The sequence below is a fragment of the Nocardioides taihuensis genome (genome assembly GCF_042657275.1).
GTDB lineage: Bacteria > Actinomycetota > Actinomycetes > Propionibacteriales > Nocardioidaceae > Nocardioides > Nocardioides taihuensis.
In genome coordinates, this window is record NZ_JBHSKD010000006.1 from 1 (window position 1) to 19,452 (window position 19,452).

18 protein-coding genes and 2 pseudogenes are annotated in these 19,452 nt (G+C 67.7%); 8 read left to right on the forward strand and 12 right to left on the reverse strand.

Translation table 11 applies throughout. The annotated features are described in order from the left end of the window. From ACFPGP_RS05770 to ACFPGP_RS05780, 3 genes are all read right to left on the reverse strand, one after another. Nucleotides 1-358, reverse strand: a 358-nt coding sequence (locus ACFPGP_RS05770) for an XdhC family protein (RefSeq protein ID WP_378588143.1), incomplete at its 3' end; no start/stop codon positions are given. Continuing rightward, nucleotides 351-1,457 carry a vWA domain-containing protein gene (locus tag ACFPGP_RS05775; RefSeq protein ID WP_378588146.1) on the reverse strand — a complete coding sequence of 369 codons (1,107 nt, stop codon included), beginning with the start codon at nt 1,455-1,457 and terminating at the stop codon, nt 351-353. The genes ACFPGP_RS05775 and ACFPGP_RS05770, both read right to left, overlap by 8 nt. After that, nucleotides 1,454-2,344, reverse strand: a complete 891-nt coding sequence (locus ACFPGP_RS05780; RefSeq protein WP_378588148.1) for an AAA family ATPase — start codon at nt 2,342-2,344, stop codon at nt 1,454-1,456. Before ACFPGP_RS05780 ends, ACFPGP_RS05775 begins: the two co-directional genes overlap by 4 nt. A 391-nt stretch (nt 2,345-2,735) precedes the next feature. Between ACFPGP_RS05780 and ACFPGP_RS05785 the strand changes: the two genes are divergently transcribed. From ACFPGP_RS05785 to ACFPGP_RS05810, 6 genes are all read left to right on the forward strand, one after another. Then, the gene (locus ACFPGP_RS05785) at nt 2,736-3,914 is read left to right on the forward strand and encodes an ABC transporter substrate-binding protein (RefSeq protein ID WP_378588150.1); all 1,179 of its coding nucleotides are present in this window, start codon (nt 2,736-2,738) and stop codon (nt 3,912-3,914) included. 10 nt (nt 3,915-3,924) lie between these two features. Then, on the forward strand, nt 3,925-4,698 hold the full coding sequence (locus ACFPGP_RS05790) for an ABC transporter ATP-binding protein (RefSeq protein WP_378588152.1): 774 nt from the start codon (nt 3,925-3,927) through the stop codon (nt 4,696-4,698). After that, nucleotides 4,691-5,413: an ABC transporter ATP-binding protein gene (locus ACFPGP_RS05795; RefSeq protein ID WP_378588154.1), complete on the forward strand. Its 723-nt coding sequence runs from the start codon at nt 4,691-4,693 to the stop codon at nt 5,411-5,413. The genes ACFPGP_RS05790 and ACFPGP_RS05795 overlap by 8 nt, the downstream gene beginning before the upstream one ends. Further along, a complete protein-coding gene (locus ACFPGP_RS05800; RefSeq protein ID WP_378588156.1) occupies nt 5,410-6,291 on the forward strand; it encodes a branched-chain amino acid ABC transporter permease in 882 nt (293 codons plus the stop codon). Before ACFPGP_RS05795 ends, ACFPGP_RS05800 begins: the two co-directional genes overlap by 4 nt. Next, complete coding sequence (locus tag ACFPGP_RS05805; RefSeq protein WP_378588159.1) at nt 6,288-7,385, forward strand: branched-chain amino acid ABC transporter permease; 1,098 nt, start codon at nt 6,288-6,290, stop codon at nt 7,383-7,385. Before ACFPGP_RS05800 ends, ACFPGP_RS05805 begins: the two co-directional genes overlap by 4 nt. Nucleotides 7,386-7,521: 136 nt before the next feature. Then, complete coding sequence (locus ACFPGP_RS05810; RefSeq protein WP_378588161.1) at nt 7,522-7,791, forward strand: helix-turn-helix domain-containing protein; 270 nt, start codon at nt 7,522-7,524, stop codon at nt 7,789-7,791. A gap of 375 nt (nt 7,792-8,166) precedes the next feature. Here ACFPGP_RS05810 and istB read toward each other — a convergent pair whose 3' ends face one another. The 4 genes and pseudogenes from istB to ACFPGP_RS05830 all read right to left on the reverse strand — a co-directional run bounded on the left by istB (nt 8,167) and on the right by ACFPGP_RS05830 (nt 11,699). After that, entirely contained in the window at nt 8,167-8,949 is a 783-nt protein-coding gene (gene istB / locus ACFPGP_RS05815) for an IS21-like element helper ATPase IstB (RefSeq protein ID WP_378588164.1), read from the reverse strand. After that, nucleotides 8,946-10,460 (reverse strand): IS21 family transposase, encoded by a 1,515-nt coding sequence (gene istA / locus ACFPGP_RS05820; RefSeq protein ID WP_378588166.1) that lies wholly within the window; start codon nt 10,458-10,460, stop codon nt 8,946-8,948. Before istA ends, istB begins: the two co-directional genes overlap by 4 nt. A gap of 379 nt (nt 10,461-10,839) precedes the next feature. Then, nucleotides 10,840-11,103: pseudogene (locus ACFPGP_RS05825) on the reverse strand (transposase); the annotation flags it as partial. Between the two features lie 44 nt (nt 11,104-11,147). Then, the gene (locus ACFPGP_RS05830) at nt 11,148-11,699 is read right to left on the reverse strand and encodes an IS110 family transposase (protein WP_378588169.1); all 552 of its coding nucleotides are present in this window, start codon (nt 11,697-11,699) and stop codon (nt 11,148-11,150) included. Between the two features lie 385 nt (nt 11,700-12,084). Here ACFPGP_RS05830 and ACFPGP_RS05835 point away from each other — a divergent pair. Together ACFPGP_RS05835 and ACFPGP_RS05840 are read left to right on the forward strand one after the other, a co-directional pair. Next, nucleotides 12,085-12,308 (forward strand): annotated as a pseudogene (locus ACFPGP_RS05835) (transposase); the annotation flags it as partial. Continuing rightward, on the forward strand, nt 12,232-12,768 hold the full coding sequence (locus tag ACFPGP_RS05840) for a transposase (protein ID WP_378588172.1): 537 nt from the start codon (nt 12,232-12,234) through the stop codon (nt 12,766-12,768). The pseudogene ACFPGP_RS05835 and the gene ACFPGP_RS05840, both read left to right, overlap by 77 nt. Nucleotides 12,769-12,961: 193 nt before the next feature. Here the strand turns inward: ACFPGP_RS05840 and ACFPGP_RS05845 are convergent, their stop codons facing one another. The 5 genes from ACFPGP_RS05845 to ACFPGP_RS05865 are packed head-to-tail and all read right to left on the reverse strand — an operon-like array spanning nt 12,962 to nt 19,286. Further along, entirely contained in the window at nt 12,962-14,527 is a 1,566-nt protein-coding gene (locus ACFPGP_RS05845; protein WP_378588175.1) for a hydantoinase/oxoprolinase N-terminal domain-containing protein, read from the reverse strand. Then, nucleotides 14,511-15,614, reverse strand: coding sequence for a DUF917 domain-containing protein (locus tag ACFPGP_RS05850; protein ID WP_378588177.1), 1,104 nt, complete (start codon nt 15,612-15,614; stop codon nt 14,511-14,513). The genes ACFPGP_RS05845 and ACFPGP_RS05850 overlap by 17 nt, the downstream gene beginning before the upstream one ends. Beyond that, the gene (locus ACFPGP_RS05855; RefSeq protein ID WP_378588180.1) at nt 15,611-17,908 is read right to left on the reverse strand and encodes a xanthine dehydrogenase family protein molybdopterin-binding subunit; all 2,298 of its coding nucleotides are present in this window, start codon (nt 17,906-17,908) and stop codon (nt 15,611-15,613) included. Before ACFPGP_RS05855 ends, ACFPGP_RS05850 begins: the two co-directional genes overlap by 4 nt. Continuing rightward, nucleotides 17,905-18,405, reverse strand: coding sequence for a (2Fe-2S)-binding protein (locus ACFPGP_RS05860; protein ID WP_378588183.1), 501 nt, complete (start codon nt 18,403-18,405; stop codon nt 17,905-17,907). The genes ACFPGP_RS05855 and ACFPGP_RS05860 overlap by 4 nt, the downstream gene beginning before the upstream one ends. Then, nucleotides 18,402-19,286: an FAD binding domain-containing protein gene (locus ACFPGP_RS05865; RefSeq protein WP_378588186.1), complete on the reverse strand. Its 885-nt coding sequence runs from the start codon at nt 19,284-19,286 to the stop codon at nt 18,402-18,404. The genes ACFPGP_RS05860 and ACFPGP_RS05865 overlap by 4 nt, the downstream gene beginning before the upstream one ends. Nucleotides 19,287-19,452: the final 166 nt, after the last annotated feature.

The window sequence follows — 19,452 nt, forward strand, 5'->3', positions numbered from 1 at the left end:
CGGCCGCAATGTCGCCGGCGACTTCCCCGAGCTCGGGGAAGGTCTCGCGCGAGACCTTCTCGACGAACACGTCGAGGATTCCTCCGCAGGTCAGGCCCACCGCGAAGGCGTCGTCGTCAGAGAAGCCGTACCGCTGCAGCATCGGCGACCCAGACGCGACGACCGATTCAGCGAGTTCGTAGACGGCACCCTCGACACAACCCCCGGACACGGACCCGACGGCCACCCCGCCCGGGCCGACGAGCATCGACGCGCCGGCGGGACGAGGTGCCGACCGGAATGTGGCCACGACTGTGCCCACCCCGACCACCTCGCCGGCTTCCCACCACGCCAGCAGCTCATCCATCACCTCACGCACGCGCGACCACCTCCGTCAACTCCTCAAATGTCGCGAGTGAATGACCCGCGAGGAAGTCGTCGCAGTGAGGGAGCACTGCGACGATGCCACCCTGGATCGGGGCGTAGCCGGGAAGTCCTCGGTGAGGGTTGACCCAGACCACCCGATGAGCTAGGGCACGCAGACGACGCACCTGCTCGCCGAGAGCCTCCGGTTCGCCGCGCTCCCAACCGTCACTGAAGACGATGACGACAGCTCCGCGTGCCATTCCCCGTCGCCCCCACTGGTCGAGAAAGAAGCGCAGCCCGTCAGCGAGTCGCGTGCCGCCCGACCAGTCCGGAATTGCATCACCGGCACCGGCGATCGCGTGGTCGGCGTCGAGCGCCTGGAGCGGACGGGTGACGTGCGTCAGCCTGGTGCCCAGGGTGAACGCCTCGACCGGGAGGCCCGAGGACACATAACGATGTGCGAGCCGCAGCAAGGCGTAGGCGTAGGCAGTCATCGAGCCGGAGACATCGATCAACAAGATGATGCGGCGTGACCGGGTCGGGCGTGCGCGCCACCGCACCGGGCCTGGCTCACCGAGATGGCGCAGCATCTCGCGCAGGGTTCGGCGTGGGTCCAGCTCGCCGTGCCGGGTCGGCGTGTGCCGGTGCGAAGGGCGGCTCGGAGCCATCGGTCGCAGGCGGGCGAACAACCGAGCCAGCTCCGCCTTCTCGCGCGCGGAGAGTGAAGCCACGTCTCGATGCCGCAGAACCTCGTGCGCGCTCGCCTGGGCAATTGGGTTCTCACCGTCGAGCTCGTTGTCGCTTTCCCCTGCGTCGAGCAGCCCCATCGGCTCACTGTTGCTGGGCAGGCGCATCGTGTGGAGCGCCACGGCGTCCTGTTTGCCGAACCACTCGGCGAACACGATGTCATGCCGCTCCAGGTCTGCGGGCGAGCCGCACAGGGTCGCCCGCCCTGCGTGGAATACCGCGTGTATGTCCTGAATCCCTGCCGTGGCGACTGCGGTGAGGTAGGCCCGCTCGCGGTCGGCCGTCACGGTGACCCCCGATGCCCGGAGGGCGCGAGCCAGCCCGAGGAGGAGCTCCTCGGGTGGCCGCACGGCGGTGGTGCTCATTCGCCGAGGATCCGATCCAGGGCTGCGCGGACGCGTTCGGCGTCCTCGCGGTACTTGATCGCGATGCCGAGCGTCATCGCTGCCGCTTCGGTGTCCAGGTCGCGGGTCCCGAGCTCGTGGAGGGCCCGTGCCCAGTCAAGGGTCTCGGCAACTCCGGGCGGCTTGAGCAGCTCGGTGTCCGCGCGCACGGCGTGTACGGCGCTCACGACCTGCTCGGCAAGGCTCTCGGGCACTTCCGGGGCCCTGCGCCGAACGATCGCGAGCTCCCTCGCCAGGGTCGGATGTTCAAGCCACAGGTAGTGACACCGACGCTTGAGCGCGTCGTGGAGCTCGCGGGTGCGGTTGCTGGTGAGGACAACGACGGGAGGGGTGTCCGCGCCCACCGTCCCGAGCTCCGGGATCGTGACCTGCCACGTCGACAGCACCTCGAGGAGAAAGGCCTCGAACTCGTCGTCAGCCCGGTCGATCTCGTCGATGAGCAGGACGCAGGGAGTCTCCCGCAGTGCCCGCAGGACCGCGCGAGCGAGGAGGAACCGCTCGTCGAAGAGGTTCGCTTCGACGTCCTCAACCTGCCGCGGGCGGCCGTCGGCGGCTTCGAGTGCGCGGATGTGGAGGATCTGCCGGGGAAAATCCCAGTCGTAGAGCGCCTGCGTCGCGTCGATGCCCTCGTAGCACTGGAGCCGGATGATGGGAACGTCCATCGCCTCGGCGAGGGCCTCGGCAAGTGAGGTCTTGCCCGTGCCGGGTTCCCCCTCCATCAACAGCGGTCGGCTCAAACGGAGCGAGAGCCACGTGATGGTCGTCAAGGCGTCGTCGGCGAGGTAGCCCGTCGAGTCGAGCGCCGAAGCAAGATCACGGGGGGTGGGAAAGGCCTTCGAGGAGATCACGTGCCGCAGCATGGCCGATGGGTGCAGTCAGGGATAGCCCCGCGGTGCTGCGTCTGTGCAAGGGCCTCCATACGCCGACCAAGTGAGGGCATCATGCACATTTGCGCCCGAGACTAGGGCGCGGTGAACCTATCCATGCATAGGCCATGTCCCTAGATTTCCAGACACGAACACAGCGGGTTGTTGAAACTGCGCGGGGTGGGGCATTGCGATCGGGACTCTCTCTTCCTCAGCAAGTACGAGTTACGCAATGAACAGCGAGGGCGGTCAGACCGCCAGAAGGAGAATTCTCATGCGCAGACCAAACCTACGGGGACTCGCGGTCGCGAGTGTCGCAGCGCTGGCACTCAGCGCCTGTGCAACCACGAGCACGTCCAGCGGACCCTCGTCCGTGAGCACGGAGGCGACGGGCGAGAAGCCGGCGGAGAGCGCATCGCTCATCGCGGTAGATGACTCGGCCGCCAAGCCCAGCGGCGACCCGATCGTCATCGGTCAGACCGCTGGCCTGACAGGCTTCATGTCAGTCTTCGACCTTCCCATCCAGGAGGGAATGAAGATGGCCATCGACGACCTCAATGCCTCCGGCGGCATCCTGGGGCGGCCGGTTGAGCTCGTCACCACGGACAATGGAACTGACGTGGCGAAGATCCAGACCGCGGCCGAGGGTCTTGTCGAGAAGGGCGCCGACGTCGCCATCGTCTCGTGCGACTACGACATCGGCGGCCCGGCGGCCCGGACGGCCAACGCGAAGGGGGTCATCGCGTTCGGCTGCGCAGGCGCCGACGAGTTCGGCGCGAAGGGCCTCGGGCCGCTCACCTACAACATCAACCATGGCACCCGGGCGGACGGGGCGAGCATGGCGGAGTACATCAAGGCCAAGGGCTACACGAAGCCCTTCGTGATCACCGACTTGGCCTTGCAGTTCACCCAGACCATGGGGGATGCCTTCGTCACTCGGGCCGAGGAGCTGGGACTCGAGCTGGCCGGCCAGGAGGACTACCAGAACGGAGACGCCTCGGCCGCCGCGCAGATCGCCAGCATCCGCCAGTCTCAGGCCGACGTGGTCATTGTCGCGAGCTACCCGCCGGGCGGGGCAACGCTGCTGCGGCAGATGCGCACCGCGGGCATCGAGCTGCCGCTCATCATCGGCAGTGCCTTCGACGGGGTCTACTGGCTCGACGCGATCAAGGACCCCGGTGACATGAGCATCCTGGTGCCCGCATCGCTCTACGGCGACGACTTCAGCGCCGCACGGAACGAGTTCTTCGACCGGTTCGAGCAGGAGACCGGCGAGGCGCCGGCCAGCGGCATGTACCCGGCCTTCGGGTACTCGATGGTGCAGGCATTTGCCCTGGCCGCCGAGGAAGCCGGCAGCATCGAGACCGAGGCGGTCCAGGCGGCCCTCGACGAGTTCACCGACGTGGGTCTGCTCATCGGCACCACGACGTACACCCCCGAGTGCCACATTCCCACGCCGCGGCCCTACCACGTGATCAGCTACGACGGTGACGCTCCGAAGGTCGTCGACTACCTCTCGTCGGTCACCGTCCCCGGTGAGCAGCCGTGCTGAGGCAGTTCAGATGAGCCGAGCACGTTCGCAGGTGCAGGACCCGAGGGGCGATGTCGCCCCTCGGGCCCTGCGCTCGACGGGACTCTCCGTCTCCTTCGACGGCGTCCAGGCACTGCAGGAGATCGACCTCGAGCTGCGGCATCGTGAGATCCTCGGACTCATTGGGCCCAACGGTGCGGGCAAGTCGACCATGACCAACGCCCTCACCGGTTTCACGCGGTACAGCGGCCGGCTCGAGGTGGACGGACGTGATGTCACTGGGTGGAGCCCTCCCCGACTGGCGCGCTTCGGCGTACGTCGTTCCTTCCAGGCCGTGCGGCTCTTCCACGGCATGTCGGTCCGGGAGAACGTCGAGGTGGCGGCCCTCGGCTGTGGTCTCACCACTTCCTCGGCTCGGCGAGCCGCGGAGGACGCCCTCGCTGCGTTCGACCTGCTCCAGTACGCCGACGCCCCGGCAGACTCGATGCCCTACGGGCACGAGCGTCGACTGGGGATCGCGCGTGCGGTCGTGGCTCAGCCCCGGTTCCTCCTGCTCGACGAACCGGCCGCGGGACTCAACGAGGAGGAGAGCGATCAGCTCCTCACCCAGCTCGAGGCCGTTCCCCAGCATTTCGACTGCGGCGTGCTCCTCATCGAACACGACATGCGCCTGGTGATGGGGCTGTGCCATCGCATTCACGTCATCGACCATGGAAGGACCATCGCTGTGGGCACCCCTGACCAGGTCCGCGCGGACCCCGCCGTCATCGAGGCATATTTGGGAAGTGGATCGCAGCATGCTTGACGTCAAGGGCCTCACCGTCGCCTACGGAACGCTGACCGCAGTCCGTGCGGTGTCGCTCCGGGTCGACGAGGGCGAGATCGTCGCGGTGGTCGGCCCGAACGGCGCCGGCAAGACGACGACCCTGTCGGCCGTGGCGGGGCTGCTCAAGCCGCGGCACGGGACCATCGAGTTCGAGGGGCGGGAGATCCAGGGCAAGGCACCCGAGGACATCGTGCGTCGTGGCGTCGCGCTCGTCCCTGAGGGCCGTCACATCTTTGCCTCACTCACGGTCGAGGAGAACCTCCTGCTCGGGGCCACCAGCCGCATCGACCGAGCAGGCGTACGGCGCTCGCTCGACGAGCAATGTGCCCGGTTCCCCATCCTGGCGGACCGGCTCAAACAGCATGCCGGGTACCTGTCGGGCGGAGAGCAGCAACAGCTCGCCATCGCGCGGGCCCTCATGTCGTCCCCCCGCCTGCTCCTGCTCGACGAGCCGTCCCTCGGTTTGGCGCCACGCATCGTCGACGACGTCTTCGCGACGATCACCGAGTTGCGCGCGGGCGGCCTGAGCGTGCTGCTCGTCGAGCAGAACGCCACGCGGGCCGTGGCGATGTCCGATCGGGCCTACGTGCTCGGCACGGGTCGCGTCACCCGTTCGGGCACCCCAGAGCAGCTCGGCGAAGGAGGAGGCATGGCCGCCGCATACCTGGGCCTCTCAAGGGAAGCAGGCTCATGACCGCGATCATCCAGGCTGTCGTCGATGCTCTCTACGTCGGCAGCCTCTACGCACTCTATGCACTCGGCGTGGCCATGATCTTCGGGATCATGCGCCTGATCAACTTCGCCCATGCCAGTCTCATCGCGGCGGGGGCCTATGCCCTCGCTGTCACGACCGGCCTGCCGCTCGTCCTGCGCATCGTCATCGCGATCGCGGTCTGCGTCGCGTTGGCCCTGCTGCTCGAACTCGTGGCGTTTCGAGGCCTGCGCCGGGCCGACCCGGCAACCCTGCTGGTCACCTCCTTCGCGGTCTACATCACGCTCACCGCTCTGTCCGAGGCCGTGTTCGGGTCTCTGCCGATGGCCAGTCCCATGAACGACTGGTTCCAGCAGAGCTGGGTTGCCGGCAACCTCTATCTGCCGACGATCAACGGTCTCACGCTCATCGTCACCGCAGTCCTGCTCATCGGCCTCAGCCTCTTCCTCGCCAGGACCCGGTGGGGGGTGCAGATGCGGGCTGCGGCCGAGGACTTCACGACCGCGCGCCTGCTCGGCGTCCGCGCCAATCGAGTCATCATGCTGGCGTTCGCCCTCAGCGGCATCCTTGCCGCGGCTGCGGCGATTCTTCTCGTCGGGGCGGTCGGGACCGTGACGCCGACGTTTGGGATTGTCCCGGTTCTCTTCGGGCTCATCGCCGCCGTGGTCGGCGGGTTGTCCAGCCTGCGTGGCGCCGTGCTCGGCGGTTTCGTCGTCGGCATCACGAGCCAGCTGCTCCAGTACCTCCTACCCCAGGACCTCCGGCCGTTCCGCGACGCGTTCCTCTTCGCCGCGGTCTTCCTCCTCCTCGTATTCCGCCCCCAAGGCCTCATCTCCCCCAAGCAGGGTGAACGCATATGAACCGCATCCTTGACCGCGTCGGCCTTCCCGTCACCCTCTTCGTCCTGGTGGCTGCGCTTGCCGGACTCGTCCACGCGATGTCGCCGGCCTCGCTGCAGCGGACTGTCATCGTCATCCTCATCAACGTCGTGCTCGTCATCGGGCTGTACGTCTTCACGGGCAACTCGGGCGTCTACTCGTTCGGACATCTCGCCTTCGCCATGTTGGGCGCCTACGCCGGCGGCCTGCTGGTCATGCCGACCGAGCTCAAGGAGATCCAGGTCCCCGACGCCCCGGCGTTCCTTCGCGCGATCGAGGTCTCTCCACCTGTCGCCGTGCTCCTCGCCGGGCTCATCGCCGCGTTGGTCGCCATCCCCGTCGCCATCCCGCTTTCGCGCATTGGAGGGCTCTCCGCCGGCCTCGCGACCGTGGCCATGCTCCTGTCGATGAACGTGGTCGCGAGCGAGTGGACGGACGTCACCCGAGGTCGCCGTGCACTCTCGTCCATCCCCACCGAGACCACCCTGGCGTGGGCGCTGTTCTGGGTCCTCGTCGTCCTCCTCGTCGCCGGTCTGCACCAGACCTCCTCCTCAGGGCGGCAGTTGCGTGCGTCCCGGGACGACGAGGTAGCCGCGGCGGCCTCCGGGGTGCGCACGTCGCTGCTCCGCGGCCAGGCCTTTGTCCTCAGCGCCTTCGTCACCGGTGTCGGCGGCGCGCTGTTCGTCATGTTCCTCGGCTCGGTGAGCCCTTCCGTCTTCTACCTCGACTACACCTTCATCATCATCGCCATGCTCGTCGTCGGCGGTGCCCACAGCCTGACCGGTGCGGCGCTCGGTGCCATCGTCGTCGGCGCCCTCCAGGAATTCCTGCGCCGCGTCGAGGGCGGCAACCTGCTCGGGCTCGACATCCCGTCACGTCCCGGGCTGGCCAACATCGCCCTCGGCGTCCTCCTGGTCGTCATGCTCGTGCGGCTTCCGCGGGGTCTGAGCGGCGGCCGTGATCTCCACTGGTGGCGTCGATGGTCCACTGCGTCCTCGACCTCGGGCGCCGCCGAGCCACATGACGGCCCGGAGGCCAGCGAGACGAGCCAGGAGCAGCAAACCGCTCGGCGGTAGGACCGACCCCCGGTCCGACGTCGCTAGGTGTGATGCCCAGGCACGTGCGATCGGGTACGGCGAGCGTAGATAGATGAAGGCCTCCCGAATGTGGAGTGGAGCTCTCCAAGGACTTCATTCCACGAGGGAGGCCTTCATGGCTCACGCCAACGCCGCTCTGACCCCGAGACACCGACTCCAGCTGCCGCGCCTGATCGTCGATCAAGGCTGGCCACCCTCGCAGGCAGCCGAGTTCGTCCACGTCCCCTGGCGCACCGCAGCGAAGTGGGCCCAGCGCTACCGCGACGAGCGGCCGGGATGGCCGATCGGTCTCGGCCCGCACACCCAGCACGCCAGGACCCCAGCACCCGCGGTCCGCAAGATCGTGCACCGGCGCTGGCAACAACGCCTCGGCCCGGTGAGCTGATCCACGTCGACGTGAAGAAGCTCGGACATCACAACTGATATGGAGTGACCTTCTGTCAAGACGCAGGGTGAGGCGCCCGTCCCGATCGCTCGGGGCGGGCGCCTCGTGCGTCGTCGTCCTGGGTGCCGGCGAGCGTGTCGTTGGCGACGCGCGGTCAGGCTGATATTCGCGGGTTGGTTACCGCAGGACGGTGTTTTCGGCAGGAGCGGGACCGCGTGTCTAGAGTCGAGCGTTGCGGGCAAGATGCCCGTTGCTCATAGGTGTTTCGCGGGTCGCTCCAAGCGCTGCCGCCGGCCCGTTGGACGGCGAAGCGTGTCAACGGCCAGTTCGTGGTCCCCGCTGGTGGCCAGGTGAAAGTCCCCACTCTTTGGTCGTTTACTTGCTCGGGGTCAGTCGGGTTCCTCCGTTCTGGCGGGCCTGCTTCATCCGGTAGGAGTCGCCGTCGGTGACGACGGTGTGGCAGTGGTGCAGGAGCCGGTCGAGCATGCTGACCGCGGTGGTGTGTTCGGGTAGGAACCGTCCCCAGGCTTCGAAGGGCCAGTGGCTGGCGACGCCAAGTGAGCGGCGTTCGTAGGCTGCGGCGATGAACCGGAACAGCAGCTGGGCGCCGGTGTCGTCCAGCGGTGCGAACCCGAGCTCGTCGAGCAGGATGACGTCGTTGCGCAGCAGCGTGTCGATGGTCTTGCCGACAGAGTTGTCGGCCAGGCCTCGGTAGAGGCTCTCGACGAGGTCGGCGGCGGTGAAGTACCGGACGCGGTGGCCGTGGGCGATCGCGGCGTGGCCGAGCGCGACGAGCAGGTGTGACTTCCCGGTTCCGGCGGGTCCGATGAGGCAGAGGTTCTCGGCCGCGCGGACCCATTCGAGCGAGGACAGGTAGTCGAACGTCGCGGCCGGCACCGATGATCCGGTGACGTCGAAGGCGTCAAGGGTCTTGGTGACCGGGAAACCCGCGGCACGTAGCCGTGCTTTGGCGTTGGACTCGTCGCGGGCGGCGATCTCGGCCTCGACGAGGGTCCGTAGGAACTCTTCGGGCGACCAGCGCTGGGTCTTCGCGGTCACGAGCAGATCGGGTGCGATGCGGCGCATCGCCGACATCTTCAACCGCTTCAGTCCCTCGGTCAGATCGGTTGCCAACGGCGGTGGGTTCGACGCCGTCACAGTTCACCGCCGTCGATCTTGTAGGCCGCCAGTGACCTGGTCGGCACGCTCGGCAGGGTCAACACGAGTGGTTCGCCGGCCGGTCGTGGGGTGGGGGCTTGGCCATGGGTGGCGAGGATCGAGCGGATGTCGCCGGCCCGCCAGCGGCTGAACTCCACGGCGCGCCCGAGCGCGACGACGACGGCGTCGTCGCCGTGCGCGGCGGACAAGTCGAGGATCGTCGCGATCTCGCTCGGCAGCTTCGTCACCCCCCCCGCGGCAGCGCCGGTCAGGAACGCCTCGGCGACCGGGCCGAGTGCGAGGAAGTCCTTCTCCTGTTGGGTTCTGGGCCTCGCAGCACGCGATGGCTTGTCCGGTCGCGGTCGGTCGTAGTGAGCATCGTCGATGCTGACCTCGCCCGGCGCGACGAGCGCGTGTTCGGCGTGGACCTCTGCGGTGACCGGCCCGATGACGCGCAGCAGCGTGTTCTCGACGAGCACGGTGACGCTCGTGCCGATGAGTCGGTTCGGGACCGAGTACCTCGCTGAGCCGAACCGGACGCAGGAGAGCTTGTCGACCTTCCTCGTCGTCGGCCGGGGGCCGAACTCCGCACGCAGTGACGGCAGCTCGCCCAGCAGCGCCTGCTCGACGACGAGCCGCTCAACCGGTACCGCGCAGATCTCCGAATGCATCGCGGCGTTGACCTCGACACACCACGCCGCGGCGGCTTCGTTGCGGTCGCTCAACCCGGTCGAGGTGGCGCCGATGAGCGGGACCATCAGGTCGGACTTGGCGTAGCCGACGAGGTTCTCGACCATCCCCTTCGACTGCGGGTCAGCAGCGTGGCAGAAGTCGGGGCGGAACCGGTAGTGGCTGGCGAAGCGAACGTAGTCCGGCGTCGGCACGACGACGTTGGCCACGACACCGGCCTTCAGACATCCCATCCGATCAGCCAGGACGACCTTCGGGACCCCGCCGAGCTCTTCGAAGCACTCGGCCAGCATCGCGAACGTCGTCGAGGACTTCTGATCGGTCGCGAAGCGAACGAACCGGAACCGCGACCACGCCAGCACCGCGCAGAACACGTGGACCAGCACCCCGTCGATGCGCAGCTCGCCCCAGTCGATCATCAACGTCTCACCCGGCGACCACACCGCCGGACGACGACCACGACCACCGCTCGGGTGCTCGTTTCGCCATGCCTGCTTGGCATCTGCGACCAGACGACGGAAGTTGCGTGCTGAGCCCTCGTAGCCCGCCGCGACCGCTTCGGGCAGCAGCCGCTTCGCGGTGATCCGACCCGAGGTGTCCGCGACCCGCTTCGCGACCAAGTCGGTGGCCTTGTCGAAGTTCCGCGACCGCGGCGCCTTCGGCGCCACGGCCGCCCCGGCATTCCCGCCGGCGACGTTGTGGGCCTCGATGACCCGCTTCACCGTCTTGTGGGTCGTGCCGCACATCGCGGCCGCCCCTCGATAAGTGCCTACCTCTCGATAGGCCGAAATGATGTCCATACGTTCCCTCGCGCTCTTCAATGGAGGTCCCCTGCGTGGTGGTGGTCGGCTGGCTAGGAACCGCCACCGTCACCACGCAGGGCCTCAACAGCTCTCACGACACGACGAAGAGTGGGGACTTTCTACTGGCCACCACTGGGGACCGCTACCTGGCCACCAGCGGGGACTTTTTCATGGCCACGGACAGAAGCGGATCGGGGTTGGCTACTCCTCCATCACGGCCAGGGACCAGCACCAGCCGGCCAGCTCGCGGGCGATCGCGACATTGGCGACGGTGGGCTTCTTCTTGCGATCCAGGAACTTCACCCACCGTTGGTGAAGCCGGCGGTTGCCCTCGTCCCCGGGCCTGTGCCGCTGCTGGGGCGAGTTCCCATCGGTCGCGCATGGTCTTGCCCACGGTGTACCGGGCGCGGTGGTGCCACGCGGCCTCAACCAGCAGCCGACGCACGTGAGTGTTGCCGGTCTTCGTGATCGACCCCTGCACCCGCGAGCTTCCCGAGGAGTACTCGCTGGGCACGAGCCCGACGAAGCAACCGATGGTGTTGCCGGCGGACCGGTGCCAGTTGCCGATCTCTACCGCGAGTGCGAACCCGGTCAGGGCGCTGATCCCGCGCAGGCACCCCAGCCGCCGCACGAGGTCGGTGAACTCCGAGTTGGCGGCCATCTCACCGATCGCGGCGTCGAGCCGGTCGCGGCGTGCCTTGACCGTCAGGACGGTCTCGTAGCCAGACTCGAAGGCCAGCCGGGTCGCTCGATTAGCCAGCTGAGGAGTGGCATCGGGCGCAGCCAAGTGTCGTGCTTGCCGGTCCACGCATCGCCGTCGTAGTAGACGATTCCGTGGCGCAGCAGCAGTTTGGACAGTCGGTGCCAGGCCCGCATCAAGTCGCCGCGGCAGTCCTCCCGGGCCCGGACCAGGTCGCGCGCGGCCTCTTGGTCCACGGTAGGGATGGCGACCGCGGTGATCTCGTCCAGACGTAACAGCCGGGCGAGGTGGACCGCGTCCTTGGCGTCGGTCTTGACCCGATCACCCGACGACTTCTGCAAATTCGACGGGGCGGCGACCTCGCACCGGATTCCGGCGGCACTCAGTGCCGGGTAGAGGTCGAACCCGGTCGGCCCGGCCTCATAGGTCACCGCCACCGGCCCCGGTAAGGACCCGAGCCCCGACCGGATGTACTCGTGTGACGGGGTCAGCTTGGCTTGGATCAGCTCGCCCGTGTCGCCGTCGATCGCTGCTGCCGCGACCGATCGGGCGTGCACGTCGAGCCCAACACTCGTACGCTCGAAAACACCGGGGCCTCCCACAACTGTCGGATAGGCCGAGCAGGCGGCCCCTGCTCGGTAACCCACGAACATGTGTGAGTGAGGCCCCGGCCCGCAACCACTCAGACGCCGAGCGGTCACTCCATACCGTCTAGTCGGGACTGAACAGGCCGCACAACTGACCATGGAGCCTCAGGACCTCGTCCGACCTTGCGGTGGGAAGGTAGCGCGGCATTCGTGGCATGGTCCTGACTTGCCACTCATCGTGGCTTCTACCAGGAGGGGCAAGTAGGAGCAGCGCCGCGGGGTTGCGGAATACTGCCCCACGTCCAGTGCGGCGCTTGACTTTCTTGTTGGTAGGCGGCGCGCCCTGAGTGCGATCGAGACCCGCACCACCGAGCGCAGCGGCTACCGCGAGCGGTTGCTGGCCACCGAGGCCGGCGACGTCGGACTCCGCCTTCCGAAGCTGCGCCAAGAGTCGCACTTCCCGGCATCCTCGAACCCCGCCGCCGGATCGACCAGGCGCGGTATGCGGTGGCGATGGAGGCCTACGTCAACGGCGTCTCCACTCGGTCGGTTGACGACCTGGTTGCCGCCCTCGGCATGGTGGTCTCGATGGTGGTGGTCGTGGCCACCCACTGGTGATCTCCGAACCAGCACGCCGGTCTGGGGGCGTCGCGGCTTTCGCACCATCATCGCCCGGCCCGAAGCCACCACGGTCGCCGCGACCTGGGACGGAGTTCACGAGCAGCTGGCCAAGCCGTGGCCAAAGATCGGGCCGCTGATGGACGACGCCAAGACCGGGATGCTCGCCTTCACCGGCTTCCCTCGCTCACACGGCGACGATCTGATCGACCGACCCCTGGGAGCGAGTGAACGAGGGAATCAAGCGCCGCGCCCACGTCGTCGGGATCTTCCCAACGACGCCGCGGCAACGCACCTCGTCGGGGCGATTCTGGCACCCCCAGCGGGGCGCTGCCTTCTTGGCGAGCCGCGCGAGTGGTCCTCGACCAGATCAACTTCCGGTGCGACGGGAAGGGCGGTGAGACCGAGAGGTCGTCGTTGACCCTGCGCAGCATGTGCTTGACCCGGGCAGACTGGTTGCCGAGCGGGGTGTCGAACTGGGCGGCCCCGGTGGCCGCTACTTCACCGTCGACATGACGGTGTGCCGCGGCTGGAACTACACCACACGGCGTAACCCGGATTGACGTTCGCGGCATGCGGGGCGCAGCGCGCCCCGCATGCCGCGAAGGGGATCGTCAGACCAAGCCCAGTGGACCCGCCGCCTTGCATCGGATCCGCGTCACTGGATCCGTGAGGTAGGCCATCGGGACCTCCTCGAGCTCGACGATCTCGAGCGCCGATGGGTCCGCGCCGGCACTGATCGCCTCGTTCCGAGCGGCAGCGATGGCCTCGTCGACGATTTCCGTGCGGTCGCGACCAGCTAGTTTGTAGACCTTGTCGATCTGGCCTGACACGGAAGCGATCGCTGCTCCGATCGCGTTCGCGACGTCGTAGTCCGCGGGCCGGAAAACCTCGATGACGCCTTCGATGACCTCGGGCAGGATGACCGAGCCACCTCCGACGGCGATCGCGAGGACGTCCTCACGCATGGTCTTCATCTGGTCGATCGCAGCGGCCACGCGAGCGTCGGAGATCGCCATGACCTCCTTGAGGTCGAGGGGCGCATCCTCAACGAGGGACCGCTCCCCCATCGACGCCCTCCCGACGTAGACGGCGGCGTCAGACAGCGTGACGGTCTCACCGCCGAACACCAGGCCTTCCTCGCTGATCCGGTACCCGACGCTCTCGGGACCCACCTTGATCCCGTCATCGGAGCTCTTGCAGACCGTCCCGCCGCCGACCGAGATGCTCACCAGGTCCGGCATGCGGAAGTTCGTGAGCACACCGCCGATGTCCACCGCCGCGGCCGACTCCCGCGGGAAGCCGTTGACGAGAACGCCCACATCGGTCGAGGTGCCGCCCACGTCGACGACGAGCGCGTTCTCGGCGTCGCTGAGGTAGCCCGCACCCCGCATGCTGTTGGCGGGGCCACTGCCGATGGTCAGCACCGGGTACCGCAACACGTAGTCCGCACCCATGAGAGTGCCGTCGTTCTGGGTCAGGTAGGCGACGGCGTTGAGGTTGTTGCGCTCCATCGCCGTGTTCAGCCCATGGACGACCTTCCGCGCCACCCCGACCAGGGAGGCGTTGAGCGCGCAGGCGTTCTCTCTCTCCAGGAGCCCCAGGGACCCAATCCCATGGGAGAGAGACACAGGGATGTCAGGTCCGAGAACCTCGCGGACGATCTCCTCAGCACGCAGCTCGTGCTCCTGCGACACCGGCGAGAAGACCCCCGTGATGGCAATCGCCTCGGCGGTTCCCCTCACCGACTCGAGGAACTCGCGAAGCTCCTCCTCGCCGAGATCGACGATCGGGTCGCCGGAGATCTCACTGCCGCCCGGAATGATCACCTCGCCGACCGAGACGACCTCACGCAGGTCCGCAGGCCAGTCGAGCAACGGGGGAATCGACAACGTGGCCGGTGCCCCGATCCGCACGATCGCCGTCTTGAGCAGATCCCGCCGCTCGAGGATGGCGTTGGTCGCGTGCGTGGTACCGAGCATCACGTGCGTGATCCGCTCGATCGGCACGTCCAGCTGACCGACGACGCTGGCGATCGCCCGGTCGATCCCGCTGGTGAGGTCCTTCGTCGTGGGGGCCTTGTGCCTGGCCAACACCTTCTTGTCCGGGTCGAGGACGACGGCATCGGTGTTGGTACCGCCGACGTCGATGCCGATACGCAGATCAGGTTGCTTGAGCATGGCGCTCCTCCACCGGGACAAAGTCGAATTCGTAACCGAAAGCGCGTGGGCCGACCACGGCCAGCCCCGCTGGGGTCCGCCACTGCTCAGGCGCAGGGAAGACCGCGAGAACGACCCGCTGCCCGTAGCGGATGTGCTCAGTGACAATGCCACGGGCGGTGTGCCGGTCAAGAAGGGTGATGATGTCCGGGACCGTCGCGATCGCCTCTCCGTCCTCGAGAGCGATGAGGTTCTCGTTCTGGAACTCGATGCGGACCAGTCGGCCCGCGTCCTGGTCGGTGCCCTCGATGACGGCACCTCCCCGTACGAAGCCGCCCGCGGTGCGTCGCTCGACCTCGATCACCTTGCCGGAGATGAGGCGGTGCGTGTCGATCGCACTGCCCAAGGCCTCAAACGGGTCCTTGTGACCCTCCCGCAGTGCCCGGCCAACCTGGACCGCCTTGGACACTGTGCCGGAGATGATCGGACGCCGGGCATCCCGTGCCGTCATCGGATACAAGCCGCTGCAGGCGCCGCCACCGAGTACGGCGACGGCATTGCGTGCGAGCCGCTCGAGCCAGACATTGCTGCGCGGCTCGAAGGTGATCGCCTGTGAGCGTTCGTCCACGAGGACGCATGGCCATGCCGGCATGTCGTAGAGATGCGGCGTGCACATCTGGAGCTCCGGAAAGGCTCGGCCCATGAGGTCGCCATCGACGAGGGGCAGACCGGCCCGGATCGCCCAGGCCACGGGCAGTAGTCCGTTGATGCCCCCCATCTCCAGGGGCATCATCGCCGTGACCTGCCGGCCGCTGCGGGCTTCGATGGTCTCCTTGATGACGGCGCCCTCGAAGCCGCTGGGCATCTTCTCCATCATCACGGTCGGAGCACCGATCATGCCCGATGCGAAGAGGTAGTCCTCATCATCCAGGTCCTCCAGCTGGACCAGCTTTGCCTCGCCCAGATCGCGGATCGCGCTGAGGGTCATCATCAGACCCACACGGGGGTCACCCCCGCCACCGCCAGCCAAGATCGTGCACCCGACGGCGAGGTCCTCGACATCCTGTTCCCCGAGGGAGGTCAGGCGTTCGACAGTCACGGTGCTCACGAAGTGGACTCCTCTCCCGCGAGCGCGAAGACCACGTCCTCCGGAGTGATCGGAACCGCCGAGACCGACTTGCCCGTCGCGTGCCGCACGGCAGTGGAGATGGCCGCCGCGGTCAGGACGAGTGGGGCCTCACCCAAGCCCTTGGCCCCATGGCCGGTCTTGGGGTCAGGGTGTTCGAGGAAGATCATCTCGACCTCGGGGATGTCGACAGCGAGCGGCAGACGGTAGCTCTCGAGGCTCCGCTCCACCAGTCGCGCGTCGTCACCGATGCGCAGGCTTTCGTAGAGCGTGTACCCGATCCCCTGCGCCACGCCACCCTGGACCTGCCCGCGGGCACCCACCGGGTTGATCACCTTCCCGGCTTCCTGAACGACGACATAGCGCACCACGTCCACGTTGCCGGTGACCTCGTCCACCTCGACCACGGCGAGGTGGACGTGGTAGGTCGGCGTGCTCATCGTCGTGAACAGCGCGCCCGAGGCGCACCCGGGATCAAACGGGATGGGCGGAGAGGCATACGAGGACGTCGCCGTGATCGACCCCGAGGTGAAGGTCCCGGTGGCCGCGACAGCGGCCAGGGGCACGGCAGAGCTCGGAGTTCCCTTGACCTTGGCCTGGCCATCGACGAGCTCGATGTCATCCGGGTTCGCCTCGAGGAGACCCGCCGCGATGTCGACGAGTCGTTGACGAACCTGCAGGCTGGCCTCGAGCGCAGCCGTCCCGACGATCGCGGTGGTCCGGCCTCCCTGGGACCCCCCGTCGTAACCCGAGACGTCTGTGTCCGGCATCGACGCCCGCACGTCGCCTTCGTTGAGGCCCAGCGTGCTCGCGACGATCTGGGTCAGACCCATCGAGACGGCGCCGGAGCCGTTGTCGTTCGCCGCAGTGACGATGCTGGCGGTGCCGTCCTCGGACATCTTGATCGTGACCTCACCCGGCATGGGGTTCGTCATCCAGACTCCGGCCGCGATGCCCACTCCCTGATTCGGCTTCAGGCCGTCGAGGACCTCCTGCCACGGCGCGTGCTCCTCGAGCTTGTCGAAGGCCTCCCGCAGGATGCCGGCCTCCTCGAAGACCTGACCCGTTCGGCTCGTGTCGCCGTCGGCGAAGAGGTGGCGAAGGCGGTACTCCCGCCGATCCACTCCCAGAAGATCGGCGATCTCGTCCATGTGCTGTTCCTGCGCCATGTACAGATAGACGCCCCCGACCGCCCGGAAGGCGCCGGTCGGCGGCGTGTTCGTGTACCACAGCCGACAGATGGTCCGCATCGGGCCGTGCACCTTGTAGACGGAACCGATGACGCTCAGCGGAAGAGAGGCCAGCCAGGGCATCTCGCCGCTGTAGGCACCGTTGTCCATCTCACAGAGGAACTCTCGCCCGATCATCCGGCCCTCGGCGTCCAGGGCCGTCCGGATGGTCATCGTCGCGTTTTCCCGTGCCGGGCAGGTGAGCATGTCCTCGGCCCGACTGGTGCGAATGCTGACCGTGCGTCCGGTCACCTTCGCGGCCAGCGCCGCCAGCGGTTCGACCCAGCCGTCCAGCTTGGCACCGAATCCGCCCCCAATCGTCTTGCCCACGACGCGGACGTCGCTGGGCCGCACTCCCATGAACTGGGCGACCCGATCGCGGACATTGAAAGGGAACTGGCTCGCCGTCGTGATGACGTAGCGGCCGTGTTGGTAGCTCGCGGTGGCCGACTTCGGCTCGAGGTACGCCTGGTACTGCCGATTGGCGGTGTAGGTGCCCTCGACGATGTGCGCGGCCCGGGCGAATGCGTCGTCGACTCCCTCCGGTTCGGCTCGGACTTCGCACGCACAGTTGCCGGACCTCGGGTGGTCGACACCGAAGGTGGGTACGTACGACTCCCAGTCCGGGTGGATGACCCGCGCATCCCCCTTCGCCGCCTGCTCGAGGGTGATGCCCTCCCACTCCTCGATGTCGAGCCGGACGGCGTCGAGCGCCGCCCGCGCTGCGGCGCGCGACTCGGCAACCACGATCGCGACCGGCTCGCCCTCGTAGCGGACCTGGTCGACCGCGAGGATCCGCTGATCCTGCAGGACCCACCCGCCATGGGTGTCCGGCTGGTCCGCGGCGGTGATGACGGCGATGACGCCGGGCATCGCCCTCGCCTCGTCCGCGTCGATGCCGAGGAGTCGTCCCGCCGGGACTGGAGAGCGCACGACTGCCCCGTGCGCCATGCCGACCTCGACGTGGTCGACCCCGTACTCGGCCGAGCCGGTGACCTTGGCCACGCCGTCGGTGCGGTTCATTTTGGCGCCGATGGTCACGCTCATGCCTGGGCCTCCTGGGCAGTGTTGGACGAGGCGTACTCGGCCACGACCGCCTCGACCGCCTCGATGATCTGGGTGTAGCCAGTGCAGCGGCAGATGTTGCCGCTGATGGCGTTCGCGATGGCCTCCCGGTCCGGGTTCGATTCACGCTCGAGGAGTGCCGTGAGGGACATGACAAACCCCGGGGTGCAGAAGCCGCACTGGACGCTGCCGCTGCGGACCATCGCCTGCTGAAGCAAGGACGGCGCGTCAAGCTGGGCGACGCCCTCGACGGTGCGTACCTCCCGACCGGCGCACGCCGCGGTCGGGTAGATGCACGAATCGATCGGACGGCTGTCCAACAGCACGGTGCAGGCGCCGCACTCACCCTCGAGGCAGCCTTCCTTGCTGCCGCGCAGACCCAACTGGTCTCGCAGCGTGTCGAGAAGTGTCTCCGAACCGGACACCTCGACGGCGCGCTCCACGTTGTTGACGGTGAAGCTCACGTGCTCGGTGGTCATGCAGCACTCCTTGTCTCATCGGTTCGCCCGGCGGCGCGGGCAAGTGCGCGCTCAACCGCTCGGGGTAGCACGGTCAGTCGATAGCGACGGCTAGCTCGCACGTCGTCGATGGGGTCGGCGCCGTCCAGGGCTGCACGCCCGGCCTCCCGGAAGACCTCGTCACCGGGGTGGGCGCCGACGAGCAACCGCTCGGCGTCGACTGCCCGGTATGGGACCGCGCTCGCGGCGCCGACGGCGACCCTGGCGTCCGTGATCGTCCCGGAGGACGGGTCGATGGTGAGGCGGGCAGCCACCGCGAGGATCGACACCTCCATGGCACGCCGGCGCCCGACCTTCACGAAGGCCTCCGCCGTACCGGCAGGAAGCGGTCCGGTCGTGATCCTGGTGACAAGCTCCTCCGCTTCGCGCGCCGTCTGTCGCCGCCCGAGGATGAACTCCCCGATCGGCACCGTGCGCTCGGAGCCCCGCTTGGCCAGATGCAGCACCGCGTCGTGCACGAGCAAGCCCGGCACGAGGTCCGCGGCGGGGGACGCGTTGACCACGTTGCCGACAACGGTTCCCAGTGTCTGGGTCTGCCATCCGCCGACCTGCCGGGCGGCCTCGCTGAGGCTCGCGTACCCGGCGGCCACCGGGTGGCGCCAGATGTTCTCGTGGGTCACCATGGCGCCCAGGCTCAGGCCTGATTCCTCGGCCGTCAGCTCGGCGAGACCGGGGATGCCCTCGATGTGGACGAGCTCGCGTGCCGAGATCTGCCCTCCGTGCAACTGGATCATCACGTCGGTCCCGCCAGCGAGTACCCGCGCGTCCGGGCCTAGTCGCTCCAGGCGCTCAAGTGCGTCGTCCAGTGACGTCGCGGCATGGAACTGAACGGGTGACGCCATGTGATCCACCTCCCAGGTTGAGTGCCCGGCCAGACGCAGCCGTGCTGACGGGGGCCGGGGCAATTGACCTGAACTTTAGACTTGTCAGTCACCCATTTGGGTATGCATGATGCATGCAATACAGAGCCAAGGTGTGCGGTCCGCACCGGGCTTGACCGCAGGGATT